General features: G+C 64.7%; 21 protein-coding genes. 10 read left to right on the top strand and 11 right to left on the bottom strand.

All coding sequences use genetic code 11. From position 1 onward, the window contains the following. Positions 1 to 7 precede the first annotated feature (7 nt). Positions 8 to 538, top strand: a complete 531-nt coding sequence (locus KVX96_RS08230; RefSeq protein ID WP_261193885.1) for a tetratricopeptide repeat protein — start codon at positions 8 to 10, stop codon at positions 536 to 538. A gap of 114 nt (positions 539 to 652) precedes the next feature. Beyond that, positions 653 to 1,561, top strand: coding sequence for a lysophospholipid acyltransferase family protein (locus tag KVX96_RS08225; protein WP_261193884.1), 909 nt, complete (start codon positions 653 to 655; stop codon positions 1,559 to 1,561). A 16-nt stretch (positions 1,562 to 1,577) separates the two neighbouring features. Here KVX96_RS08225 and KVX96_RS08220 read toward each other — a convergent pair whose 3' ends face one another. After that, positions 1,578 to 2,288 (bottom strand): DUF1223 domain-containing protein, encoded by a 711-nt coding sequence (locus tag KVX96_RS08220; protein ID WP_261193883.1) that lies wholly within the window; start codon positions 2,286 to 2,288, stop codon positions 1,578 to 1,580. Positions 2,289 to 2,508: 220 nt separating this feature from the next. On the opposite strand from KVX96_RS08220, the gene acnA reads away from it, so the two are divergent. After that, a complete protein-coding gene (gene acnA, locus KVX96_RS08215; RefSeq protein ID WP_261193882.1) occupies positions 2,509 to 5,199 on the top strand; it encodes an aconitate hydratase AcnA in 2,691 nt (896 codons plus the stop codon). Positions 5,200 to 5,654: 455 nt separating this feature from the next. After that, a complete protein-coding gene (locus KVX96_RS08210) occupies positions 5,655 to 6,860 on the top strand; it encodes a chloride channel protein (RefSeq protein ID WP_261193881.1) in 1,206 nt (401 codons plus the stop codon). A gap of 10 nt (positions 6,861 to 6,870) precedes the next feature. Here KVX96_RS08210 and KVX96_RS08205 read toward each other — a convergent pair whose 3' ends face one another. From KVX96_RS08205 to yajC, 10 genes are read right to left on the bottom strand one after another with little or no spacing between them, the layout of a single operon-like run. Then, entirely contained in the window at positions 6,871 to 7,413 is a 543-nt protein-coding gene (locus tag KVX96_RS08205) for a DsbE family thiol:disulfide interchange protein (RefSeq protein WP_261193880.1), read from the bottom strand. After that, on the bottom strand, positions 7,406 to 7,561 hold the full coding sequence (gene ccmD / locus KVX96_RS08200; RefSeq protein WP_261193878.1) for a heme exporter protein CcmD: 156 nt from the start codon (positions 7,559 to 7,561) through the stop codon (positions 7,406 to 7,408). Before ccmD ends, KVX96_RS08205 begins: the two co-directional genes overlap by 8 nt. After that, positions 7,558 to 8,292, bottom strand: coding sequence for a heme ABC transporter permease (locus KVX96_RS08195; RefSeq protein ID WP_261193877.1), 735 nt, complete (start codon positions 8,290 to 8,292; stop codon positions 7,558 to 7,560). The genes ccmD and KVX96_RS08195 overlap by 4 nt, the downstream gene beginning before the upstream one ends. A gap of 54 nt (positions 8,293 to 8,346) precedes the next feature. Next, positions 8,347 to 9,003 (bottom strand): heme exporter protein CcmB, encoded by a 657-nt coding sequence (ccmB, locus tag KVX96_RS08190; RefSeq protein ID WP_261193876.1) that lies wholly within the window; start codon positions 9,001 to 9,003, stop codon positions 8,347 to 8,349. Then, on the bottom strand, positions 9,000 to 9,626 hold the full coding sequence (gene ccmA, locus KVX96_RS08185; protein ID WP_261193875.1) for a heme ABC exporter ATP-binding protein CcmA: 627 nt from the start codon (positions 9,624 to 9,626) through the stop codon (positions 9,000 to 9,002). The genes ccmB and ccmA overlap by 4 nt, the downstream gene beginning before the upstream one ends. Before the next feature lie 32 nt (positions 9,627 to 9,658). Continuing rightward, positions 9,659 to 10,021, bottom strand: a complete 363-nt coding sequence (locus KVX96_RS08180; protein WP_261193874.1) for an Mth938-like domain-containing protein — start codon at positions 10,019 to 10,021, stop codon at positions 9,659 to 9,661. Between the two features lie 14 nt (positions 10,022 to 10,035). After that, positions 10,036 to 10,800, bottom strand: coding sequence for a sulfite exporter TauE/SafE family protein (locus tag KVX96_RS08175; protein WP_261193873.1), 765 nt, complete (start codon positions 10,798 to 10,800; stop codon positions 10,036 to 10,038). Further along, positions 10,793 to 11,761, bottom strand: a complete 969-nt coding sequence (secF, locus tag KVX96_RS08170; RefSeq protein ID WP_261193872.1) for a protein translocase subunit SecF — start codon at positions 11,759 to 11,761, stop codon at positions 10,793 to 10,795. The genes KVX96_RS08175 and secF overlap by 8 nt, the downstream gene beginning before the upstream one ends. A 3-nt stretch (positions 11,762 to 11,764) precedes the next feature. Then, positions 11,765 to 13,426, bottom strand: a complete 1,662-nt coding sequence (secD, locus tag KVX96_RS08165; protein WP_261193871.1) for a protein translocase subunit SecD — start codon at positions 13,424 to 13,426, stop codon at positions 11,765 to 11,767. A gap of 25 nt (positions 13,427 to 13,451) precedes the next feature. Continuing rightward, positions 13,452 to 13,781, bottom strand: a complete 330-nt coding sequence (gene yajC / locus KVX96_RS08160; protein WP_261193870.1) for a preprotein translocase subunit YajC — start codon at positions 13,779 to 13,781, stop codon at positions 13,452 to 13,454. A 191-nt stretch (positions 13,782 to 13,972) separates the two neighbouring features. Between yajC and serS the strand changes: the two genes are divergently transcribed. The 6 genes from serS (at position 13,973) to KVX96_RS08130 (ending at position 19,604) form a co-directional block, all read left to right on the top strand. Continuing rightward, positions 13,973 to 15,265, top strand: coding sequence for a serine--tRNA ligase (serS, locus tag KVX96_RS08155; RefSeq protein ID WP_261193869.1), 1,293 nt, complete (start codon positions 13,973 to 13,975; stop codon positions 15,263 to 15,265). Between the two features lie 257 nt (positions 15,266 to 15,522). After that, on the top strand, positions 15,523 to 16,566 hold the full coding sequence (gene alr / locus KVX96_RS08150; protein WP_261193868.1) for an alanine racemase: 1,044 nt from the start codon (positions 15,523 to 15,525) through the stop codon (positions 16,564 to 16,566). Positions 16,567 to 16,568: 2 nt separating this feature from the next. Next, the gene (locus KVX96_RS08145) at positions 16,569 to 17,354 is read left to right on the top strand and encodes an MlaE family ABC transporter permease (RefSeq protein WP_261193867.1); all 786 of its coding nucleotides are present in this window, start codon (positions 16,569 to 16,571) and stop codon (positions 17,352 to 17,354) included. Continuing rightward, a complete protein-coding gene (locus KVX96_RS08140; protein ID WP_261193866.1) occupies positions 17,351 to 18,091 on the top strand; it encodes an ABC transporter ATP-binding protein in 741 nt (246 codons plus the stop codon). The genes KVX96_RS08145 and KVX96_RS08140 overlap by 4 nt, the downstream gene beginning before the upstream one ends. A 305-nt stretch (positions 18,092 to 18,396) precedes the next feature. After that, the gene (locus KVX96_RS08135) at positions 18,397 to 19,077 is read left to right on the top strand and encodes a DNA repair protein (protein WP_261193865.1); all 681 of its coding nucleotides are present in this window, start codon (positions 18,397 to 18,399) and stop codon (positions 19,075 to 19,077) included. A 38-nt stretch (positions 19,078 to 19,115) separates the two neighbouring features. Beyond that, positions 19,116 to 19,604, top strand: coding sequence for a paraquat-inducible protein A (locus tag KVX96_RS08130; RefSeq protein ID WP_261193864.1), 489 nt, complete (start codon positions 19,116 to 19,118; stop codon positions 19,602 to 19,604). The last annotated feature ends 2 nt before the right edge of the window (positions 19,605 to 19,606 follow it).

The following is a 19,606-nucleotide window of genomic DNA, read 5'->3' as shown; positions in this document are numbered from 1 at the left end:
ACCACCCATGCGCCAGGTACTTTCCCTCCCCCTCACCGCCGCGCTGCTCTGCGCCCCCCTCGCCGCTTTTGCCGCCGGGAGCGGCAGCTCCGATGTCTCCACGCCCAAATGCGAAAACGGGCAGGTCTGGGACGACAAGACCGAGCGCTGCGTGAACGCGCAGGACAGCCGGCTTAATGATGACAGCCGCTATGAGGCCGTGCGCCGATACGCCTACGCCGATGATCTGGAGTCTGCCCTCGTGGCGCTCGACGCGATGAGTGATCAGGCCGAGGATCGCGTGCTCACCTATCGCGGCTTCATTGCCCGCAAACAGGGCGACGCCGCTCTGGCCCAGAGCTTCTATGAAATGGCGCTGGCGCAGAACCCCGACAACATCCTTGCCCGCTCCTACATGGGGCAAGGCTATGTTGAAGCCGGCAAGCTTGAGCTGGCGCAAGCCCAGTTGAGCGAGATCCGCAAGCGCGGTGGCCGCAACACATGGGCCGAGGTGTCGCTGCGGCTCGCGATCGGCTTCGGCAAGGGCTATTCCTACTGACAACTGCAAGGCACGGCGGGGGGCACGCCCCCTGCCCCTCCCCTTGCCCTCTTGTGATGCCCGCCCCCCCGGCTTATCTGTGGCCCCCGAACCCGCATCAGCCGAAGGCAGGCCATGGCCACCAAACGCAACGATCTGGCCGACAGGGCTGTTGACCTCGCCGCGCGCGCGGTGATCGGCGCGGCCCGGCTTCTGCCCTATCGCACCCGCGTGCGCGCTGTGGGCGGGCTCACCGCCTATGTGATCGGGCCGCTTGCGGGCTTTCCCAAACGCATCCGCGCCAATCTGGAATACGTGGGGGCCGATCTTTCAGAGCCCGAGATCCGCGCGCTGTGCCGCGAGGTTTCGCGCAACGTGGGGCGCAACCTGATCGAGATGTATTCGGCGGAAGAGTTCAAAGCCCACGCCGCCCAGACACCGGTGGAAGGCCCCGGCACGGACACGCTCTTTGCCGCGCGCGACGCTGGCGCGCCGGTGGTGATCGTGACGGCCCATTTCGGCAGCTACGATGCCGCCCGCGCCGCCGTCGTGGCGCAGGGCTGCGAGATCGGCGGCCTCTATAAGCCGATGACGAACCCCTATTTCAACGCCCACTACGTGGAGGCCTTGAGCGCCATCGCTAAGCCGATGTTTCCACGCGGGCGCAAGGGGCTGGCGGAAATGCTGAAGTTCCTGAAAGGCGGCGGCATGGTCGGCCTGCTGATCGATCAGGACATCGCCAACGGCGCTCTGCTGGAGTTCTTCGGCAAGCCCGCCCGCACGCCGCTCTCGGCGGCGGAAATGGCGATCCGCTACGATGCGCCGATGATCCCGATCTTCGGCATCCGCAAGGAAAACGGTGTGGATTTCCGGCTGGAGGTGCAGGCCCCGATCCCACCCGGCACCGCGGAAGAGATGACACAGGCCTTCAACGACAGGCTCGAAGCCCTCGTGCGGGAGAACATGGGCCAGTGGTTCTGGATTCACCGCCGCTGGGAAGCGCTGAAACCGCGCAACCTGAAAGCGTCAAAGACAGAGGGCTAGCCCAGTTCGCCGCGGATCAGTCCAGCCGGACCGCCGCGAGGATCTCGCCATGGCCCGCACGCTGTATGATCACCGCCGCCCGGTCTTCGCCCTCGGCCTGTGCTTCCAGCGCAAAGGGCGTGCGCCCGTCCCATTTGGCAATCGGCATCCAGCTCGTGACGATGTTGCTGTAGGTCAGCTTGCGTCCGGCGTTCTCACCCCGGCCGATCTCAACCGTCGCATCAGGCATGTAGCGCACAAGCTGCACCACCAGATCGCCGCCATGCCCGGCCCCGGCCTCAGCCCGGATCGAGATGGCCGCCCCGCTGCGCTGTGCGGCAAGGGTGATGTCGGAACGGTCCTCGGCATGAAGCTGGATCAGCGCGTCAACTTCCTCGGGCTTGTTGCCCACCACATGCTCGGCCCCGTCGATCACCATCTGTGGGGTATAGACCATCCGCTGCCCGGCGGCGCGGGCATAGGCCTTCTGGCGCGCGGTATGGGCGGGGTTGGCGAAGATATCCTTCCAGCCGATGTAATCCCAATAGTCCACATGCAGCGCCAGCGGCAGCACGTCGTCACGCTTGGCAAGCTCGCTTAGCAAAGCGTCCGCCGGGGGGCAGGACGAACAGCCCTGCGAGGTGTAAAGCTCGATCACCACAAGGCGCGCGCCTTGCTCCTCGGCTGCGAAAACAGCGCCCATCGAGGCGAGCCATGCCCCCGCCAGCCATGCCGTAAAGCGTTTCATCCGTTGATACTTCCCCAAGCTTCTTGCTCTGGTTTTAGCCAAGCGACAGCCCGATTGCCAATCAACGAAACGCGAGCAATCCGTGGCTGTGACCTCAGCGCCGCGTGAGGTTGATTTCAGTATGCAACGGCATACATTTAAGGGTGCGCCTTGCCCGACTCACCCCGGATCGGGCATGGAAAGGCAGCCCCACCCTTTCATTTCCAAGGGAGCCAGACCCATGACAGTGACCGTAGGCACCGATACCGCCAAAACCCGCCAGACGCTTTCCGTCGGTGGAAAAAGCATTGATTATTACTCTATTCCCGCCGCACAGGCCGCCGGCCTTGGCGATTTCTCCTGCCTTCCGGCCGCGCTAAAGGTTGTTCTCGAAAACCTCCTGCGCTTTGAGGATGAGGGATTTTCCGTTTCCGTGGACGACATCAAGGCCTTCGGTGACTGGGCCAAAAACGGCGGCACCAACCCGCGCGAGATCGCCTATCGCCCGGCCCGCGTGCTGATGCAGGATTTCACCGGCGTTCCGGCGGTGGTGGATCTGGCCGCCATGCGCGACGGGCTCAAGGCGCTTGGCGGCGATCCCGAGCAGATCAACCCGCTCAACCCGGTGGATCTGGTGATCGACCACTCGGTGATGATCGACGAATTCGGCAATCCGCGCGCCTTCCAGATGAACGTGGACCGCGAATACGAGCGCAACATGGAGCGCTACACATTCCTGAAATGGGGCCAGAGCGCCTTTAACAACTTCCGTGTGGTGCCGCCGGGCACCGGCATCTGCCATCAGGTGAACCTCGAATATCTCGCCCAGACGATTTGGAGCGACGTGGATCAGAACGGCGTGGAAGTCGCCTACCCCGACACGCTCGTGGGCACCGACAGCCACACGACGATGGTCAACGGCATGGCCGTGCTGGGCTGGGGCGTTGGCGGGATCGAGGCCGAGGCCGCGATGCTCGGGCAGCCGATCTCCATGCTGATTCCTGAAGTCATCGGCTTCGAGCTGACAGGCACCATGGTGGAAGGCACCACCGGCACCGATCTGGTGCTGAAAGTCGTGGAGATGCTGCGCGCCAAGGGCGTGGTGGGCAAATTCGTGGAGTTCTACGGCGAGGGGCTTGATCGCCTGCCGCTGGCGGACCGTGCCACCATCGCCAATATGGCGCCGGAATATGGCGCCACCTGCGGCTTCTTCCCGATCGACGGCGAGACCTTGCGCTACATGCGCAACACGGGCCGCGACGAGGCCCGCATCGCGCTGGTGGAGGCCTATGCCCGCGCCAACGGCATGTGGCGCGATGCCGACTACGCGCCGATTTACACCGACACGCTGCATCTGGACATGGGCACCATCGTGCCCGCCATTTCCGGCCCCAAACGCCCGCAGGATTACGTGGCGCTCACCGAGGCCAAGGCCGCCTTCCGCCGCGAGATGGAAGAGACGTTCAAGCGCCCGATGGGCAAGCAGGTGCCGGTCGCTGGGGAAGATTACACGATGGAGAGCGGCAAGGTCGTGATCGCCTCGATCACCTCCTGCACCAACACCTCCAACCCTTACGTGATGATCGGCGCGGGCCTTGTGGCGCGCAAAGCAGCCGCGCTGGGGCTGGATCGCAAGCCCTGGGTCAAAACCTCCCTCGCGCCCGGCTCCCAGGTGGTTTCAGCCTATCTGGAGGCTGCCGGGCTGCAGGAGGATCTGGACAAGATCGGCTTCAACCTCGTGGGCTATGGCTGCACCACCTGTATCGGCAACTCCGGCCCGATCCAGACGGAAATCTCTCAAGCCATCGCGCAGGGCGATCTGGTGGCCACCTCGGTGCTGTCGGGCAACCGCAACTTTGAAGGGCGCATCAGCCCCGACGTACGCGCCAACTACCTCGCCTCGCCGCCCCTCGTGGTGGCTTACGCGCTGGCCGGGACGCTGGACATCGACCTCACCAGCGAGCCGCTGGGGCAGGATCAGGCGGGCAATCCGGTGTACCTGAAGGACATCTGGCCCTCCACGCAGGAAATCGCCGAGTTGGTGGAGAAAACCGTCACCCGCGAGGCCTTCCAGGCGAAATATGCCGATGTCTTCAAGGGCGATGCGAAGTGGCAATCGGTGCAGACGACCGATCAGAAAACCTACGACTGGCCGCCCGCCTCCACCTATGTGCAGAACCCGCCCTATTTCCAGAACATGAGCCCCGAGCCGGGCACGATCACCAGCATCGAAGGCGCGAAGGTGCTCCTGGTGTTGGGCGACATGATCACGACCGACCACATCTCCCCGGCCGGCTCCTTCAAGGAAACCACGCCTGCAGGCCAATATCTGATCGAGCGGCAGGTCGCCCCGCGCGAGTTCAACTCCTACGGCTCGCGGCGCGGCAACCACGAGGTGATGATGCGCGGCACGTTTGCCAACATCCGCATCAAGAACGAAATGCTCGACGGTGTGGAAGGCGGCTACACGCTGGGGCCGGATGGTGCTCAGACCTCGGTCTTTGACGCCTCCATGGCCTATCAGGCGCAGGGCACGCCGCTGGTGATCTTCGGCGGCGAGCAATATGGCGCGGGCTCCAGCCGCGACTGGGCCGCCAAGGGCACCGCGCTTCTGGGGGTGAAGGCCGTGATCGCGGAGAGCTTCGAGCGCATCCACCGCTCCAATCTGGTGGGTATGGGGGTCATTCCCTTCGAGTTCACCGGTGGCGATACCCGCAAGTCTCTGGGAATCACCGGGGCGGAAACCGTGTCGATTCATGGGCTTGAAAGCGTGGAGCCGCTGCAGGAGGTGCCCTGCGACATCACCTTCGCCGATGGCACGACCAAGACGATCACGCTCAAATGCCGGATCGATACCGCGCCGGAGATTGAATACATCGAGAACGGTGGCGTGCTGCACTACGTACTGCGCAAACTGGCCAAGGAATCTTAAGAACGCGGCTTAAGGCCCTGTAATTACGTGAAACCCCGCCCTTTAGCGCGGGGTTTTTCTTTCCTATCCGCGGCCATCTTGCCTTAGGTTTCACTGCAATTCGCCTTAAACGTGTCACATTCTGGCAATGATCGCCTCAATTCCGCCCCATTTCGGAAACGGTGTTTTTCCACAGGAAACAGCCCCCTCTTATCGCCACGTTAAGGGATAGCGCCTATCAAGGCGGCATGTCTGCTGTGCGAATTCTTATAAAACGCATGCCGCTGCCTGTTTTCGAAGCGGCCCTTTTCATCGCCCTCGCGGCGATTGGCATCTACTATGGCTAAAGCGTTTGGGCTGGGGGGCCCGAACACTGAACAGCCAACGTAGGGGCGCTGCTGCCGAAAGGTGGCATCGGTATTGCATGGGCGAACCGCCCTGTCCTAGCATCCGGTCAACCAAGATCGGGGGCTGAAATGCGTATTGCGATCATTGCCTTGCTGACAAGCTTCATCGCAGGCGTCTTCGCGGCTGGCACTTTGAAGCTGATGGTGCTTCTCACCGATCTGATCTGGCATCGCCCGATGGCCGGCACGCCGCTCTACATCCTCGCCGCCTGCACGCTGGGCGGGCTGTTGATCGGCCTTACGCGCCATGGCAACCGGGATGTGCAGACGCTGACCGAGCAGATCGATGCCGCAATCGATCCGGTCCAGCGTAAGCGGACAGACATCTGGCTGATCGCGCTCGGCGCAGCACTGGCAGTGGGCTTTGGAGGCGCGCTTGGCCCGGAGGCCGGGCTGATCGCTGTTGTCACCGAACTGGCAGCGCTCGTCTCCCTGCTGGTGGCGCGTTCCGCGGCCGAGGAGCGCGAGATCGGTCAGGCAAGCATTTCGGCTGCACTGGCGGCGCTCTATGCGTCGCCTCCCGGCGGCGCGGCCATTGTCCACCACGAGCACACGCCCGGCGATTGGGCGGAAGCGAAGGCGCGCAGCATCGCCTATCTCGATTTCCTCGCCGCGCTCGCCGGGGTTGCGGGCTTCTGGGTGACGGCGCAGCTGATCTTCTCCGAAGGGTTCCACCGCATCCACTTGCCCCACCACACCCCGCCACTGGACGGCACCGACATCCTCTACAGCCTGCTGCCCGGCGCGATGGGCGCGCTCGTGGGCGCAGCCTTTCTGCAGGCCCGCTATCACGCCACGCGCGCCGTTGAGGCGCGGATCGCCAGCCCCGTCGTGCAATCCACTCTGGGCGGCTTCCTCTTTGGCCTGATGGCCGCCGCGCTGCCGATCCTGCGCTTTTCTGGCCATCACGAGTTCGAAACCATGATGGAGGCAGCGGGCAGCCTTGGGGTGCTCGCACTGGTGGGGCTCGCACTGGCCAAGGCACTGGCCTGCACGTTGTGCCTCTCCACCGGTTGGCGGGGCGGCGCGATCTTTCCGCTGATCTTCGCCGGCGGTGCCATGGGTTATGCCGCGCATTTCCTACAGGGATCACCAAATGTGGCTGTGGCCGTCGCGGCGGGCCTTGCCGGGGCAACGGCGGCAGGGCTGGGCCGGCCCATGGTGGCGCTGCTGATCCTGCTGTTCCTCGTTGGCACCCAGACGGCCATCCCAATCGCGGTTGGCATTGGCTTTGGCATGATCGCGGCCCGTTTCAGCCCGCAGATCACCCATTAAGGGCGTCGGACTACTGCCCGCCGGAGGCCGCCTCAATCGCCGGGCGCAGCGTGCTTTCGAGCACGCGCTGCGTCACCGGGCCGGCAAAGCGCAGCACGATGTTGCCCTCACCATCGATCACATAGGTTTCCGGCACGCCATAAAGGCCCCAGTTGATCGCCATGCGGCCATTGGGATCTGCCCCCATGGCCGTATAGGGATTGCCCAACTCCTCAAGGAAGGCGAGCGCGTCGCCCTCGCGATCCTTGTAGTTGATGCCGTAGATCGGGATGCCTTCCTCGGCCAGTTGCGTCAGCGTCGGATGCTCTACCCGGCAGGGCGCGCACCAGCTGGCCCAGTAGTTCACAAGCTTCACGCCGGGCTGGCGCAGGGTTTCATCTGTGAACGGCTGCCCCTCCCCCAGTTGGGTGAGCACAACGGCAGGTGCTGGCTTGCCCTCCCGCGCGCTTGGCAGCGCGTCAGGGTTTTCGCGCTGCATGCCCAGAAGGAACATCGCGGCGAGCCCTGCGAAGAGCAGCGGCGGCAGCGCCATCAGCGGGGAGACTTTAGCCATTCTTCCGACGCCCTTCCACGTCACGCAGCTCCGCGCGCACCCGGCGGGAGCGCCAGAGGCTCAGCAGCACCAAAAGGACCAAGAGCAGGATCGACACCGCATAGGCCGAGAGCACCTCTGTGCCGTATTTTCCAAGATCGGGCATCATGCGTCGAGCCTTTCACGGGCCAGCAGCGCCTGCAGGCGGCGGCTTCGGATTTCGGTCCGGGTGCGCAGCAAGACCAGCGCCACGAACAAAAGCACGAATCCAAGGATGCAGACCAGCAGCGGGAAGAAGAAGACATTCGAGATATTCTCCTCCTTGTCGAGCGACAGGCTCGCGCCCTGGTGCAGGCCCTGGTTCCAGAAGTTCACCGCATAGCGCGACAGCAGCGCGAAGATGGAGCCGACAAGGCAGAGCACGCCTGTCAGATCGGCGGCCGTGTCCGGGTTGTCGATCGCCGCCCATAGCGCGATGTAGCCCAGATAGAAGAGAAAAAGGATCAGGAAGCTCGTCAGCCGCGGATCCCACGCCCAATAGGTGCCCCACATCGGCTCGCCCCAGATCGCGCCGGTGGCCAGCGCGATGAGCGTCATCACCAGCCCAACGGGCGCCGCAGCGCGGGCGGCCAGCGCGGAAACGTGGTGGCGGCGAATGATCCAGATCAGCGAGGCCACGAGCATCATCAGCCAGGCGTTGATCGCCATCAGCGCGCTTGGCACATGCAGGTAGATGATCTTGACGGTGGAGCCTTGCCGGAAATCATCCGGCGTGAAGAAGAAGCCCCAGACAAGCCCCACGACAAGGCAGACGCCTGCCGCAAGCGACACACCGGGCAGCATCCAGGCGGATGTCTGCATGAACTTCTTCGGGTTCGCGTATTCCCAGAATGATGACATGAGTCTTTGGTTGGCCCCTGATGCCGGTCTTGCCCCTTTTATAGGGCGAAATCCTCAGCGAATATTGATGCGGATTGCCGCAGCCGCGGCAAAAGGCAGGATGGCGACAGCGCCCAGCGTGATCCCGGCCAGAAGCAGCAACGGAGTGGTGGTGGCCTGCCCGTCGATGCCGCGCCGCAGGGTTTCGGCCCCGAAGATGAGCGTGGGCACGTAGAGCGGCAGCACGAGCAGCGACAGCAACAGCCCGCCGCGCTTCAGCCCCACGGTGAGTGCTGCGCCGAAGGCGCCGATGAAGCTCAGCGCAGGGGTGCCGATGGCGAGGGTGATCAGCAGCCACTGGTAGCCCGGCGCGGGCAGATTCAGCAGCACGCCCAAAAGCGGCGCGACCAGCGTAAGCGGCAGCCCCGTGGTGAGCCAATGCGCCAGCGCCTTCATCGCCGTCATGCCCTCCAGCGGCAGCGGGGCAGTGGCCAGCAGATCGAGCGAGCCGTCCTCGTAATCCAGCGCGAAGATGCGGTCGAGCGAGAGCAGGCAGGCCAGCAACGCCCCGACCCAGAGGATCCCCGGCGCGATGCGCGAAAGCGTGCTGCTTTCCGGCCCCACGCCGAAGGGCACGAGCACGGTGAGGATCAGGAAGAAGGCAAGCCCCAGCCCGAAGCCGCCGCCGGAGCGGATCGCGAGTTTCAGATCCCGAAGCAGCAGCGCGATCACAGGAAAGCCTCGCTGAAGCCGTCGTCAAAGGCCTGTGCGGCCTCGGCGGTGGCTTTGAAAGGGGTCAGATCCAGCACATCGGCCTGAAAGCCGAGATCAATATGGGTGGCGATCAGCGCTGCGCCGCCGGCGTCGCAATGGGCGCGCACCGAAGCGGCGAACAGGCCAACGCTGGCCACGTCGAGTGAGACGGTCGGCTCGTCCAGCGCCCAGATGCGGCGGCCGGTCACAAGCAGCCGCGCAAGGCCAAGGCGGCGTTTCTGACCGGCGGAAAGGTTATGGGCCTGCCGGTCCTGCAGGCTTGAAAGGTTGAAGGCCTCAAGCGCAGGCACGATGCTGCCGGTGCCGTAGATCTTTGCCCAGAAGCGCAGGTTTTCGGCCACGGTGAGCGTGGACTTCAGCCCGTCGGCATGGGCGGCATAGGCGAAGGCTTCGCGGTCGAGCGAGATCTCACCGGCCAGCGGCGGCTGCAGCCCGGCGAGCGTGCGCAGCAGGGTTGTCTTGCCGATGCCATTGGGGCCGCGCAGCAGTAGGGCCTGCCCGGCGGCAAGGCCGAAGCTCACACCCGCCAGCACGGGGATGCCCCCGCGCGCGCAGGCCAGATCGCTGACTCTCAGTTCCATATCCGTGGCTTAGACCATCCCGCGCGCCGCGCCTAGCCTGCGGCGACGGGCAGCAATGCCGCACCCACGCGGCGGCCCTCGCTGATCAGCACATTATATGTGCGCGCTGCCGCCGGGCTGTTCATGGCTTCAACGCCCAGCCCTGCGGCTTCCAGCGCCGCGCGGAAGCCCTCCGGCAGATGCGCGGTTTCGCCGCCGGTGCCGATGAAAAGCACGTCCAGCTGGCCCGCGAGCGCCAGCAGCGTGGCGGTGTCGTCAAAGCCGCCCCACGCCTGCACACCCTCCGGCGCCACCAGCACCGCGCCCTCATGGACCTCGCCTCCGATGCGGAAGAAACCGGGGCCGTAGCCGTCAACCGGCAGGGCATCGGTGAAGCGGATCTCGTTCAGGCGCATGGCTCGTTCCTTTCTCACATGCCCCAGAGGGGCAATCCGGCAATCGCGGCCCCAGCGATCAGCAGGTAGGCCACACGGCGGTAGAGCCGTTCGGCCTCGGGCCGGAAGATAGCCGCGCCGGCGACATTGGCCAAGAGATAGGGCAGCACCAGCGCAAGGCCGGTGAGCACGGCGGCGGGCACCAGCACGCCGGACAGCCACAGCACGCCGATCATCAGCACATCGGCCATCAGCAGGAACAACAGCGTATTGGCGCGCACGGCGGCGGCCGGATATGGCCCGGCCATATACATCAGGATCACCGGCGGCCCCGGCAGGCCCGAGGTGCCCGCCAGAAAGCCGCCAAGCCCGCCAGTGGCTGTCAACGCAAGGGTCGAAAGTGCGCGCGTGTAGCGCACACCCGAGATCAGCAGCCCCAGCATCAGCAAGGCCAGCAGCGAAACGGCATAGCGGAAGACCTCGGGCGAGAGCAGCGCCAGCACCGCAACACCGGCGGGCAGGCCCACAAGCAGGCCCAGCCCAAGGCGCAGAATCTGTGGCGGGTGGCCATCCCGCAGGGCGCGCTGCACGTTGGGGAGCGGGCCGAAGAGATCCATCACGATCAGCGCGGTGAGCGTCTCAAACGGCCCCAGCACCAGCGCGAAGAGCGGCACGCAGATCAGCCCGGTGCCAAACCCGGCAAAGCCGCGCACCAGCCCCCCCAGAATCGCAGCGCCGCAGAGGAGCGCAAACCCCTCTGCGGCGATCACATCAAGCACGAGGCCTGAAAGCTCAGGCATCCACGTTGGCGTATTGGTTGCCTGCGGTGTTGTCGGGTTTGGACCAATCGCGCTTCACGCCGAGGCGCAGCAGGATGGCCGAGGCCACGAAGACGGACGAATAGGTGCCCACGAAAATGCCCCAGATCATCGCGAAGACGAAGCCGCGGATCACGTCGCCGCCCAGCGCGAACAGCGAGAACAGCGCGATTAGCGTGGTGATGGAGGTCATCATCGTGCGGCTGAGCGTTTCGTTGATCGAGAGGTTCAGCACCTCTTTCAGCGGCAGTTTCTTGTATTTGCGCAGGTTCTCGCGGACGCGGTCAAACACCACCACGGTGTCGTTCAGCGAGTAGCCCACGATGGTAAGAAGCGCCGCGATGATCGCCAGATCGAACTTGATCTGCAGCGCCGAGAAGATGCCGATCGTCAGCACCACGTCGTGCACCAGAGCGGCCACGGCCCCCAGCGCGAACTGCCATTCAAACCGCAGCCAAATGTAAAACAGCACCGCGCCGATGGCCATCAGCACCGCGATCACCGCCGTCTGCACCAGTTCGCCCGAAACCTTCGGGCCAACCGATTCCACCGATGGGAACGTGATGGAGGGATCCACCGCCTGCAGCGCGGCCTCCACGGCGTTGATCACTTCAACGGAGACGCTCTCGGCCCCTTCCTGCGCCTGAATTCGGACCATGGCCACATGCTCGTTGGCGTTGAAAGACGGATCGAACACTTCGGTGATCGAGACATCGCCAAGCTCAAGCGGTGCGATGGCTGCGCGGTAGGCGCCTACGTCCACTTCCGAGGTGCTCTGGGTGCGGATCGTCGTGCCGCCCTTGAAGTCGATCCCGAAGTTCAGGCCGACCACAAAGAACAACACCACCGAGGCCAGCATGGCGAAGCCCGAAAGCCCGAGCGTCAGCTTGCTGCGCTTGAAGAAATCCCAATTCGTCTCATCGGGTACAAGTTTCAGTCTCATGGCTCAGACCTCGATTGTCTTCGGGCGCTTGCGCTCGAACCAGAACACGATCATCAGACGCGTCACGTAGATCGCGGTGAAAACCGATGTGATGATGCCCAGCGCCAGCGTGATGGAGAAGCCGCGCACCGGCCCCGCGCCCATCACGAAGAGGATGACGGCGGTGATGAAAGTGGTTATGTTGGCGTCAAGGATCGCCGAAAGCGCCTTTTCATAGCCAAGCTCGATGGCCCGCGCCGGACCCTTGGCCGTTTTCAGCTCTTCCCGGATCCGCTCGAAGACAAGCACGTTTGCGTCCACCGCCATACCGATCGTCAGCACGATGCCGGCGATGCCCGGCAGGGTCAGCGTGGCGCCGATCACCGACAGCAGGCCGAAGATCAGCCCGACGTTGATCATCAGGGCGATGTTGGCGAAGACGCCGAACAGCCCGTAGCTCGCCACCATGAACACCAGAACCGCGGCAAAGGCGACGATACAGGCGATGCGGCCTGCCTCGATGCTGTCCTGCCCCAGTTCCGGGCCGATGGTGCGTTCTTCAAGGAAGGTCAGCCCCGCCGGCAGCGCGCCTGCGCGCAACAGCACGGCAAGCTGGGTGGATTCTTCCACGTTGAAATTGCCGGTGATGATGCCGGAGCCGCCGGGAATGTGATCCTGAATGACGGGGGCAGAGATCACCTCGCCATCGAGCACGATAGCGAAGGGGGAGCCGATGTTCTCGGCGGTGTAATCGCCAAACTTGCGCGCTCCGGAGGGGTTGAAGCGGAAGTTCACCGCAGGGCGGTTATTCTGATCGAACGCGGGCTGCGCGTCTACGAGCTCTTCGCCGGTGACTACAGGCAGGCTCTCGACGATGTAATACACGCCCTCTTCATCAATCGACGGCAGGATCTTGTTGCGCAGGCCCGGATCCTGATCCGGGTTGGAGGAGCGCCCGACAACCGGGTGGAAGCCCAGCTGCGCGGTGGTGCCGATCAGCGCCTTCAGCTCCTCGGCGGAGCCAAGGCCGGGCACCTGAATCAGGATGCGGTCTTCGCCCTGACGCTGGATGGTAGGCTCGCGGGTGCCGACCTCATCCACGCGGCGGCGGATGATTTCGAGCGACTGGCGCAGGGTGCGATCGTCGGTGGCAAGCCGTTCGGCTTCCGACAGGCTGACGACGATCTCGTCACCTTCCGCGCGCACGTCCAGATCGCTCGCGCCACCCCCTGTGAGGGTAACGACAGGGCGCGCCAGCTCGCGCACGGCGGCAAGGGCGGTGTCCATACCCGCAGGCTGGGAGATGCGCACGCGCAGCTCGCCCGGAGCACTCTCTTGCAGGCGGATGGTGCCGACAGTTTCGCGCAGCGGGCGCAGCGCGTCGCGCACATCCGGCCAAAGCGCCTCGATGCGGGCCTCGTAGACATCGGCCACCTGCACTTCGGCGAGCAAATGCGCGCCGCCGCGCAGATCGAGCCCGAGGTTCACGATCGTGGAGGGCAGCCAGCTGGGCCAGGCCGCCGCGGCAGCCGCGTTTTCAGGGCTGTCTGCGCCGGCCTCGATGGCTTTCACGGCGTCATTGTGCCCTTCCACCCGCGGGTAGAAGGCGTTCGGCATGGCGAAAAGGAGCCCGATGAGACAGACTCCGATAATCACCACCCGCTTGAATGCGGACATTTGCAGCATCAGATAACGCCCTGATTTTTCGCGTTTACTTCGTCGGCTCGGTCTTGTTCAGAACCTGCGACACGGTGGCCTGGATCACGCGGACCTTCACGCCCTCTGCAATCTCCACCTCGATCTGGCCGGTGGTGTCGGCGCCGTCGAGCACCTTGGAAACCTTGCCCACGATGCCACCCTGCGTGACGACCTGATCGCCCCGGCGCAGCGCGCTCACCATCTTCTGGTGTTCCTTCATTTTCTTCTGCTGCGGACGGATCAGCAGGAAGTACATGATGGCGAAAATCAGGATCAGCGGAACGAAGCTTGCGATGGCAGAGCCACCACCGGCGGCTTGCGCGTAGGCAGGCGTTGCGAACATGGGTTTTCTTCCTTTTCTCTCGGGGCGTGTTCAGGGCCCCGGTTCAAGCTGGCGCGCACCCTATAGGCGGCTTTTGGGGATGGCAAGGCAAGGGCCCGGCAAAGGCGGGCGGTTTTCACCCTTTCAAAGCGCAGACCCTTCGGGCATATGGGGTGCGCATTCAAAACCACCAGAAGGAAAGGACTGGACAGATGCATGACATTCGCCTGATCCGCGAAAACCCCGCCGCATTCGACGCCGCCATGGCGCGCCGTGGGCTGTCTTCCCTTTCCTCCGAGATCCTCGCCATCGACGAGGCCCGCCGCGCCAAGATCGCGGCCGCCGAAACCGCGCAGGCCGAACGTAACAAGGCCAGCAAGGAAGTCGGCGCGGCCAAGGGCCGGGGCGATGAGGCCGAGTTCGAACGCCTGCGCGCGCTTGTGGCGGAAAAGAAAGACGAAATCGCCCGCCTGGAAGCCGAGGCCAAGGAGGAAGACGCCCGCCTTGCCGAAGTGCTGATGGGCCTGCCCAACGTGGTCTATGACGATGTGCCCGAGGGCGCGGATGAAGCGGACAACGTGGAAATCCGCCGCTTCGGCAGCCCGCGCAACTTCGCCTTCACGCCGAAGGAACACTACGAGCTGGCCGGCGTGCAGGACGGCATGGACTTCGAGACTGCTGCCAAGCTGTCCGGGTCGCGCTTCGTGGTGCTGTCCGGCGGCGTGGCGCGGCTGCACCGGGCTCTGGCGCAATTCATGATCGACACCCACGTCGAGGAGCACGGCCTCACCGAAACCTGGACACCCGTTCTGGTGCGCGAGGAGATGATGGTTGGCACCGGCCAGCTGCCCAAGTTCGGCGAGGACAGCTACCAGACGACGGACGGCTGGTGGCTCGTGCCCACTGCCGAGGTGAGCCTGACCAACATCGTCAACGGCGAGACGATCTCCGAAAGCTACCTGCCCCGCCGCTACGTGGCCCACACGCAATGCTTCCGCTCCGAGGCCGGCAGCGCGGGCCGCGACACGGCGGGCATGCTGCGCCAGCACCAGTTCGAAAAGGTCGAGATGGTCAGCGTCACCCATCCCGAAAAGAGCGAGGAAGAACACGCGCGCATGACCCGCTGCGCCGAAGCGATCCTCGAAAAACTGGAGCTTCCCTACCGCACCGTGGTGCTCTGCACCGGCGACATCGGCTTCGGCGCGCGCCGCACCCATGACATCGAGGTCTGGCTGCCCGGGCAGAACACCTACCGCGAGATCTCCTCGATCTCCACATGCGGCGATTTCCAGGCCCGCCGGATGAACGCGCGTTTCAAACCCGACGCCGGCGGCAAGCCCGAGTTTGTCCACACGCTCAACGGCTCCGGCCTCGCCGTGGGCCGCGCGCTGATCGCGGTGCTGGAGAACGGCCAGCAGGAAGACGGCTCCGTCCGCCTGCCCGAGGTGCTGCACCCCTACCTTGGCGGCAAGTCGATCCTGACAGCCGAGGGCAAACTGGCCTGACCGCCACGCGCCACTTTTTAGAGAAGGCCGCAGCTCCCCCTGCGGCCTTTTCCTTTGTGGCAAGCGCGAAAGGGGGGCTCTGCCCCCGCCGCCTTCGGCGACTCCCCCGAGATATTTACAGAACAAAGTGGGGCCCCTTCCTCTCGCCTGAAATACCTCGGGGGGTGCGGGGGCAGCGCCCCCGCGTCGCCGTGGCAGGCCTGCCTGCCGCGGCTTCCCTCTTGACCGGCGCAGAGCAGCGCGTGAAAAGCGTCGGCATGGGAACCGGAACACTCACCATCGATCTCGATGCGCTCGCCGCGAACTGGCGCGCGCTCGACCGCCTGTCGGCTGACACAGTTGAAACCGCCGCCGTGGTGAAGGCCGACGGCTATGGGCTGGGCGCGGGCCGTGTGGCGCGGGCGCTGGCCAAGGCCGGGGCGCGGCGGTTTTTCGTGGCGGTAGCCGAGGAAGGCGCGGCCGTGCGCAATGCGCTCGGGCCGGGGCCGGAAATCTGCGTGTTCTCGGGCCATATGGCCGGCGACACCGAGATGCTGCAGGATCTGCAGCTGACCCCGATGCTCAACTCCGTGGAGCAGCTGACCCGCCACGTGGAGAGCCTGCCGGGCCATGCCTTTGGCGTGCAGCTTGATTCCGGCATGAACCGGCTTGGCATGGAGCCTGCCGAATGGGCCAGCGTTGCCGAGCTGGTACTCTCTCTCGCGCCGCGCCTCTTGATGAGCCATCTGGCCTGTGCGGATGAACCAGATCACGAGGCCAACGCCCGCCAGCTCGCGGCCTTCCGCGAGATGACGGACGGGCTCAACGTGCCGCGCTCGCTCTCGGCCACCGGCGGCATCCTTCTAGGGCCTGACTACCATTTCGACCTCACCCGCCCCGGCATCGGCCTTTATGGCGGCCTGCCGTTTGAGGCCGCGCAGCCTGTGGCGCGCATTGCCCTGCCCGTCATCCAGACCCGGGAGCTGACCGAGGGCGAGGCCGTGGGCTATGGCTGCAGTTGGACGGCACAGGCGCCCGCCCACATCGCCACCATTTCCGGCGGCTATGCCGACGGGCTGATCCGCGCGATGAGCGGCAAGGCGCAGGTCTTCGCGGGCGACACCCCCTGCCCCGTCGCGGGCCGCGTGTCCATGGATCTGATCACGGTGGATGTGAGCCATCTGAACGAGGTGCCTGCTGCCCTCGACATCCTCTGCCCTGCGCAAGGGGTCGATGCGCTCGCCGAGATGGCCGGCACCATCGGCTACGAGATCCTGACCTCGCTCGGTGCCCGCTACGCGCGCCGCTACACGGGCGGCTGAGCATGGCGGCGGTGCTTACGCCCTTCACGGTGATCGGCCGCACGACGCTGGCCCTGCTGGCCGCGATCGGCCGGATCACGCTCTTCGCGCTCTCCGCCGTGTCCCACGTCTTCCGCCCGCCCTTCTACCCGCGCGAGTTCCTTGCGGCGTTGATGACGATCGGCTGGTATTCCCTGCCCGTCGTCGGGCTCACCGCCTTTTTCACCGGCGGCGCGCTGGCGCTGCAGATCTATGCCGGTGGCGCGCGGTTCAACGCCGAGGCCGTTGTGCCCTCCATCGTGGCCATCGGCATGGTGCGCGAGTTGGGGCCCGTGCTGGGCGGTTTGATGGTGGCGGCGCGGGTGGCCTCTTCCATTGCCGCCGAGATCGGCACGATGAAGGTCACCGAACAGATCGACGCGCTCACCACGCTTTCCACCAACCCGATGAAATACCTCACCGCCCCGCGCCTGCTGGCCGCCACGCTGGCCGTGCCCGTGCTGGTGGCCGTGGGCGATGCCATCGGCATCCTCGGCGGCTACGTGGTGGGCGTGCAGCGGCTGGGCTTCAACGGCGCGGCTTACCTGCAGAACACCGTGAATTTCCTTGAACCCTGGGATGTCGGCTCGGGCCTTGTGAAGGGCGCGGCCTTCGGCTTCATCGTGGCGCTGATGGGCTGCTACCACGGCATGAATTCCGGGCGCGGCGCGCAAGGGGTTGGGCAGGCGACGAAATCCGCCGTTGTCTCGGCTTCCGTGCTGATCCTCGCCGCCAACTACCTGCTGACGGAGGCCTTCTTCTCCGCATGATCCGGCTAGACAACGTTCACAAGGCTTTTGGCCCCAAGAAGGTGCTGCAGGGCGTCGATCTTGAGATCGGCAAGGGGCGCAGCATGGTGATCATCGGCGGCTCCGGCACCGGCAAATCGGTGTTGCTGAAATGCGTGCTCGGCCTCGTGCGGCCCGACTCTGGCACGATCACCGTGGACGGCACCGATGGCGACAACCGCGACGCCTTTCTTGCCCGGTTCGGGATGCTGTTTCAGGGCGGCGCGCTGTTTGACTCCATGCCCGTCTGGCAGAACGTCGGCTTTCGCCTGCTGCGCGGGGCGCTCAAGCGCCCCAAGGCCGAAGCGCGCGAGATCGCCATCGAGAAGCTGCGCCGGGTGGGGCTATCGCCCGATGTGGCCGATCTGTACCCAGCCGAGCTTTCCGGCGGCATGCAGAAACGCGTGGGCCTCGCCCGCGCCATCGCGGCGGAGCCCGAGATCATTTTCTTTGACGAGCCGACCACCGGGCTCGATCCAATCATGGCCGGCGTGATCAACGATCTGATCCGCGAGATCGTGGTGGAAATGGGTGCCACCGCCATGACGATCACCCACGACATGACCAGCGTGCGCGCCATCGCCGATGAGATTGCCATGCTCCATGCGGGCAAGATCCAATGGACGGGGCCTGTCGCGCAGATGGAAGAAAGCGGCGATCCCTACCTCGACCAATTCATCCACGGCCGCGCCGAAGGCCCCATCGAATCACTGCGCTGAGGCCGATCGCCCCGCCTTGTGGTGATTTTTGGTTGAACCACAACACCTTGCGGCCTGCCATTGACCCTGCGAAAATACCCCACAGGTTGCACACGAATTGTTTCAGAAAACCGGGCTGCTTTCGCCGCTTTGTGATGATTTACCCGAAGTTTCCCTCTTAACCGATTGGTTTTCCGGGGTAACCTTTCCTTCTAGGGTACGGTTAACAATTCTTCACGGTGACGATTATGCAAAGACATACGGACTCCGTCTTTTTTCAATTCCAGCGCGGCCTTCAGGCGCTCTCATTATTTCTGATCGTAGCGATGGCGGTGGCGCTTGTGGGCAGCAGCCTGCTGGCAGCCCTCGGGCTTTCGCCCTGGCTCTATCTTCCGCTGCGGTTTGGGGACACGGTCTATCCTCAGGCGGGCATGTGGCTGCAAATCGGCGTGGCGGGGCTTTTCCTTGCGCTCTGCTTCTACATCCCGGCCAACCGCCGCATGGTGCAGCTTGAGCGCTCGCACCGGGATTTCTCTATGACGATGGACGACGTGGCCCGCGCCTATGCGATCAGCCATGACGCCGACCGGCGCAGCACCTTCATGCTGCGCTCGGAATTTGACGCGGTGCGCGAGCGTATCGTCTACCTGCGCCAGCATCCCGAACTGGACACGCTGGAGCCGGAGATCCTGCAAGTCGCTGCGCAGATGAGCCAACAGAGCCGCGACATCGCCGAGATCTACTCCGACGAGAAGGTGGATCGCGCCAAGACCTTCCTGCGCCAGCGCCAGCAGGAGGTGGAGCGCTTTCAGGAGCAGCTCGACATCGCGACGCGCACGGTGAAGGAAATCAAGCGCTGGCTGCATGAGGTGGAGCTGGAAGAGCATGTGGTGCAGGTGCAGCTCGATCGGCTGAGCAAGGATCTGACGGATGTTCTGCCACAGATCGGCTTCCAGTCGCCGCTCGGGCGACCCAATGTCGTGGCCATGTCGAAGTCCAAACACTAGCGCTTGCGGCCCCTGAGCGGGGCCGCTACCGGTAGGGTATGACACCTGCCGACACCCTGCTGCGCTACGGCAACCTCGCGTTGCTCGTCCTCTTCCCCATCGCCTGGACGGCGCCCCTTTTGCGCGCCGGGATCCTGCCGCTGTTCCGCCTGTCCGAGATCACCGTAGTTTCGGGCTTCACGGCGCTGATCGAAGTGGACATCTTCCTTGCCGCACTGGTGTTTTTCTTCGCCTTCCTCGCCCCTTACGCCAAGACGCTGATGCTGGCGGCGATCCAGTTCGGCTATGCCTCGCCGCGCTGGCTGCCCTTTCTCACATGGCTTGGCAAGCTCGCCATGGCCGATGTGTTTCTGATCGCGCTCTACATTGTCGTCATCAAGGGGATCGGCGTGGGCCGGGTGGAAACGGGCTGGGGGCTTTACCTCTTCACCGCCTGCGTGCTCGCTTCGCTGCTGCTGTCTATGCTCACGATGCGCGCGCTCTCCGCGCGGGAAGCCGTTGGCAAGGGCGGCGCTTTGGGGCAGTAATC

The sequence above is a fragment of the Pseudoruegeria sp. SHC-113 genome (assembly GCF_025376885.1).
GTDB lineage: Bacteria > Pseudomonadota > Alphaproteobacteria > Rhodobacterales > Rhodobacteraceae > Pseudoruegeria.
This window is presented reverse-complemented; position numbering and strand designations above follow the sequence as displayed.

Coding starts and splice junctions, on each gene's coding strand:
- KVX96_RS08140 (WP_261193866.1), top strand. CDS start 17,351: ATGATCCGGCTAGACAACGTTCACAAGGCTTTTGGCCCCAAGAAGGTG.
- ccmD (WP_261193878.1), bottom strand. CDS start 7,561: ATGATGCCCGATCTTGGAAAATACGGCACAGAGGTGCTCTCGGCCTAT.
- KVX96_RS08180 (WP_261193874.1), bottom strand. CDS start 10,021: ATGCGCCTGAACGAGATCCGCTTCACCGATGCCCTGCCGGTTGACGGC.
- KVX96_RS08210 (WP_261193881.1), top strand. CDS start 5,655: ATGCGTATTGCGATCATTGCCTTGCTGACAAGCTTCATCGCAGGCGTC.
- KVX96_RS08130 (WP_261193864.1), top strand. CDS start 19,116: ATGACACCTGCCGACACCCTGCTGCGCTACGGCAACCTCGCGTTGCTC.
- secF (WP_261193872.1), bottom strand. CDS start 11,761: ATGAGACTGAAACTTGTACCCGATGAGACGAATTGGGATTTCTTCAAG.
- KVX96_RS08135 (WP_261193865.1), top strand. CDS start 18,397: ATGGCGGTGGCGCTTGTGGGCAGCAGCCTGCTGGCAGCCCTCGGGCTT.
- KVX96_RS08205 (WP_261193880.1), bottom strand. CDS start 7,413: ATGGCTAAAGTCTCCCCGCTGATGGCGCTGCCGCCGCTGCTCTTCGCA.
- yajC (WP_261193870.1), bottom strand. CDS start 13,781: ATGTTCGCAACGCCTGCCTACGCGCAAGCCGCCGGTGGTGGCTCTGCC.
- ccmA (WP_261193875.1), bottom strand. CDS start 9,626: ATGGAACTGAGAGTCAGCGATCTGGCCTGCGCGCGCGGGGGCATCCCC.
- KVX96_RS08195 (WP_261193877.1), bottom strand. CDS start 8,292: ATGTCATCATTCTGGGAATACGCGAACCCGAAGAAGTTCATGCAGACA.
- secD (WP_261193871.1), bottom strand. CDS start 13,426: ATGCTGCAAATGTCCGCATTCAAGCGGGTGGTGATTATCGGAGTCTGT.
- KVX96_RS08145 (WP_261193867.1), top strand. CDS start 16,569: ATGGCGGCGGTGCTTACGCCCTTCACGGTGATCGGCCGCACGACGCTG.
- acnA (WP_261193882.1), top strand. CDS start 2,509: ATGACAGTGACCGTAGGCACCGATACCGCCAAAACCCGCCAGACGCTT.
- KVX96_RS08175 (WP_261193873.1), bottom strand. CDS start 10,800: ATGCCTGAGCTTTCAGGCCTCGTGCTTGATGTGATCGCCGCAGAGGGG.
- KVX96_RS08220 (WP_261193883.1), bottom strand. CDS start 2,288: ATGAAACGCTTTACGGCATGGCTGGCGGGGGCATGGCTCGCCTCGATG.
- alr (WP_261193868.1), top strand. CDS start 15,523: ATGGGAACCGGAACACTCACCATCGATCTCGATGCGCTCGCCGCGAAC.
- KVX96_RS08225 (WP_261193884.1), top strand. CDS start 653: ATGGCCACCAAACGCAACGATCTGGCCGACAGGGCTGTTGACCTCGCC.
- serS (WP_261193869.1), top strand. CDS start 13,973: ATGCATGACATTCGCCTGATCCGCGAAAACCCCGCCGCATTCGACGCC.
- KVX96_RS08230 (WP_261193885.1), top strand. CDS start 8: ATGCGCCAGGTACTTTCCCTCCCCCTCACCGCCGCGCTGCTCTGCGCC.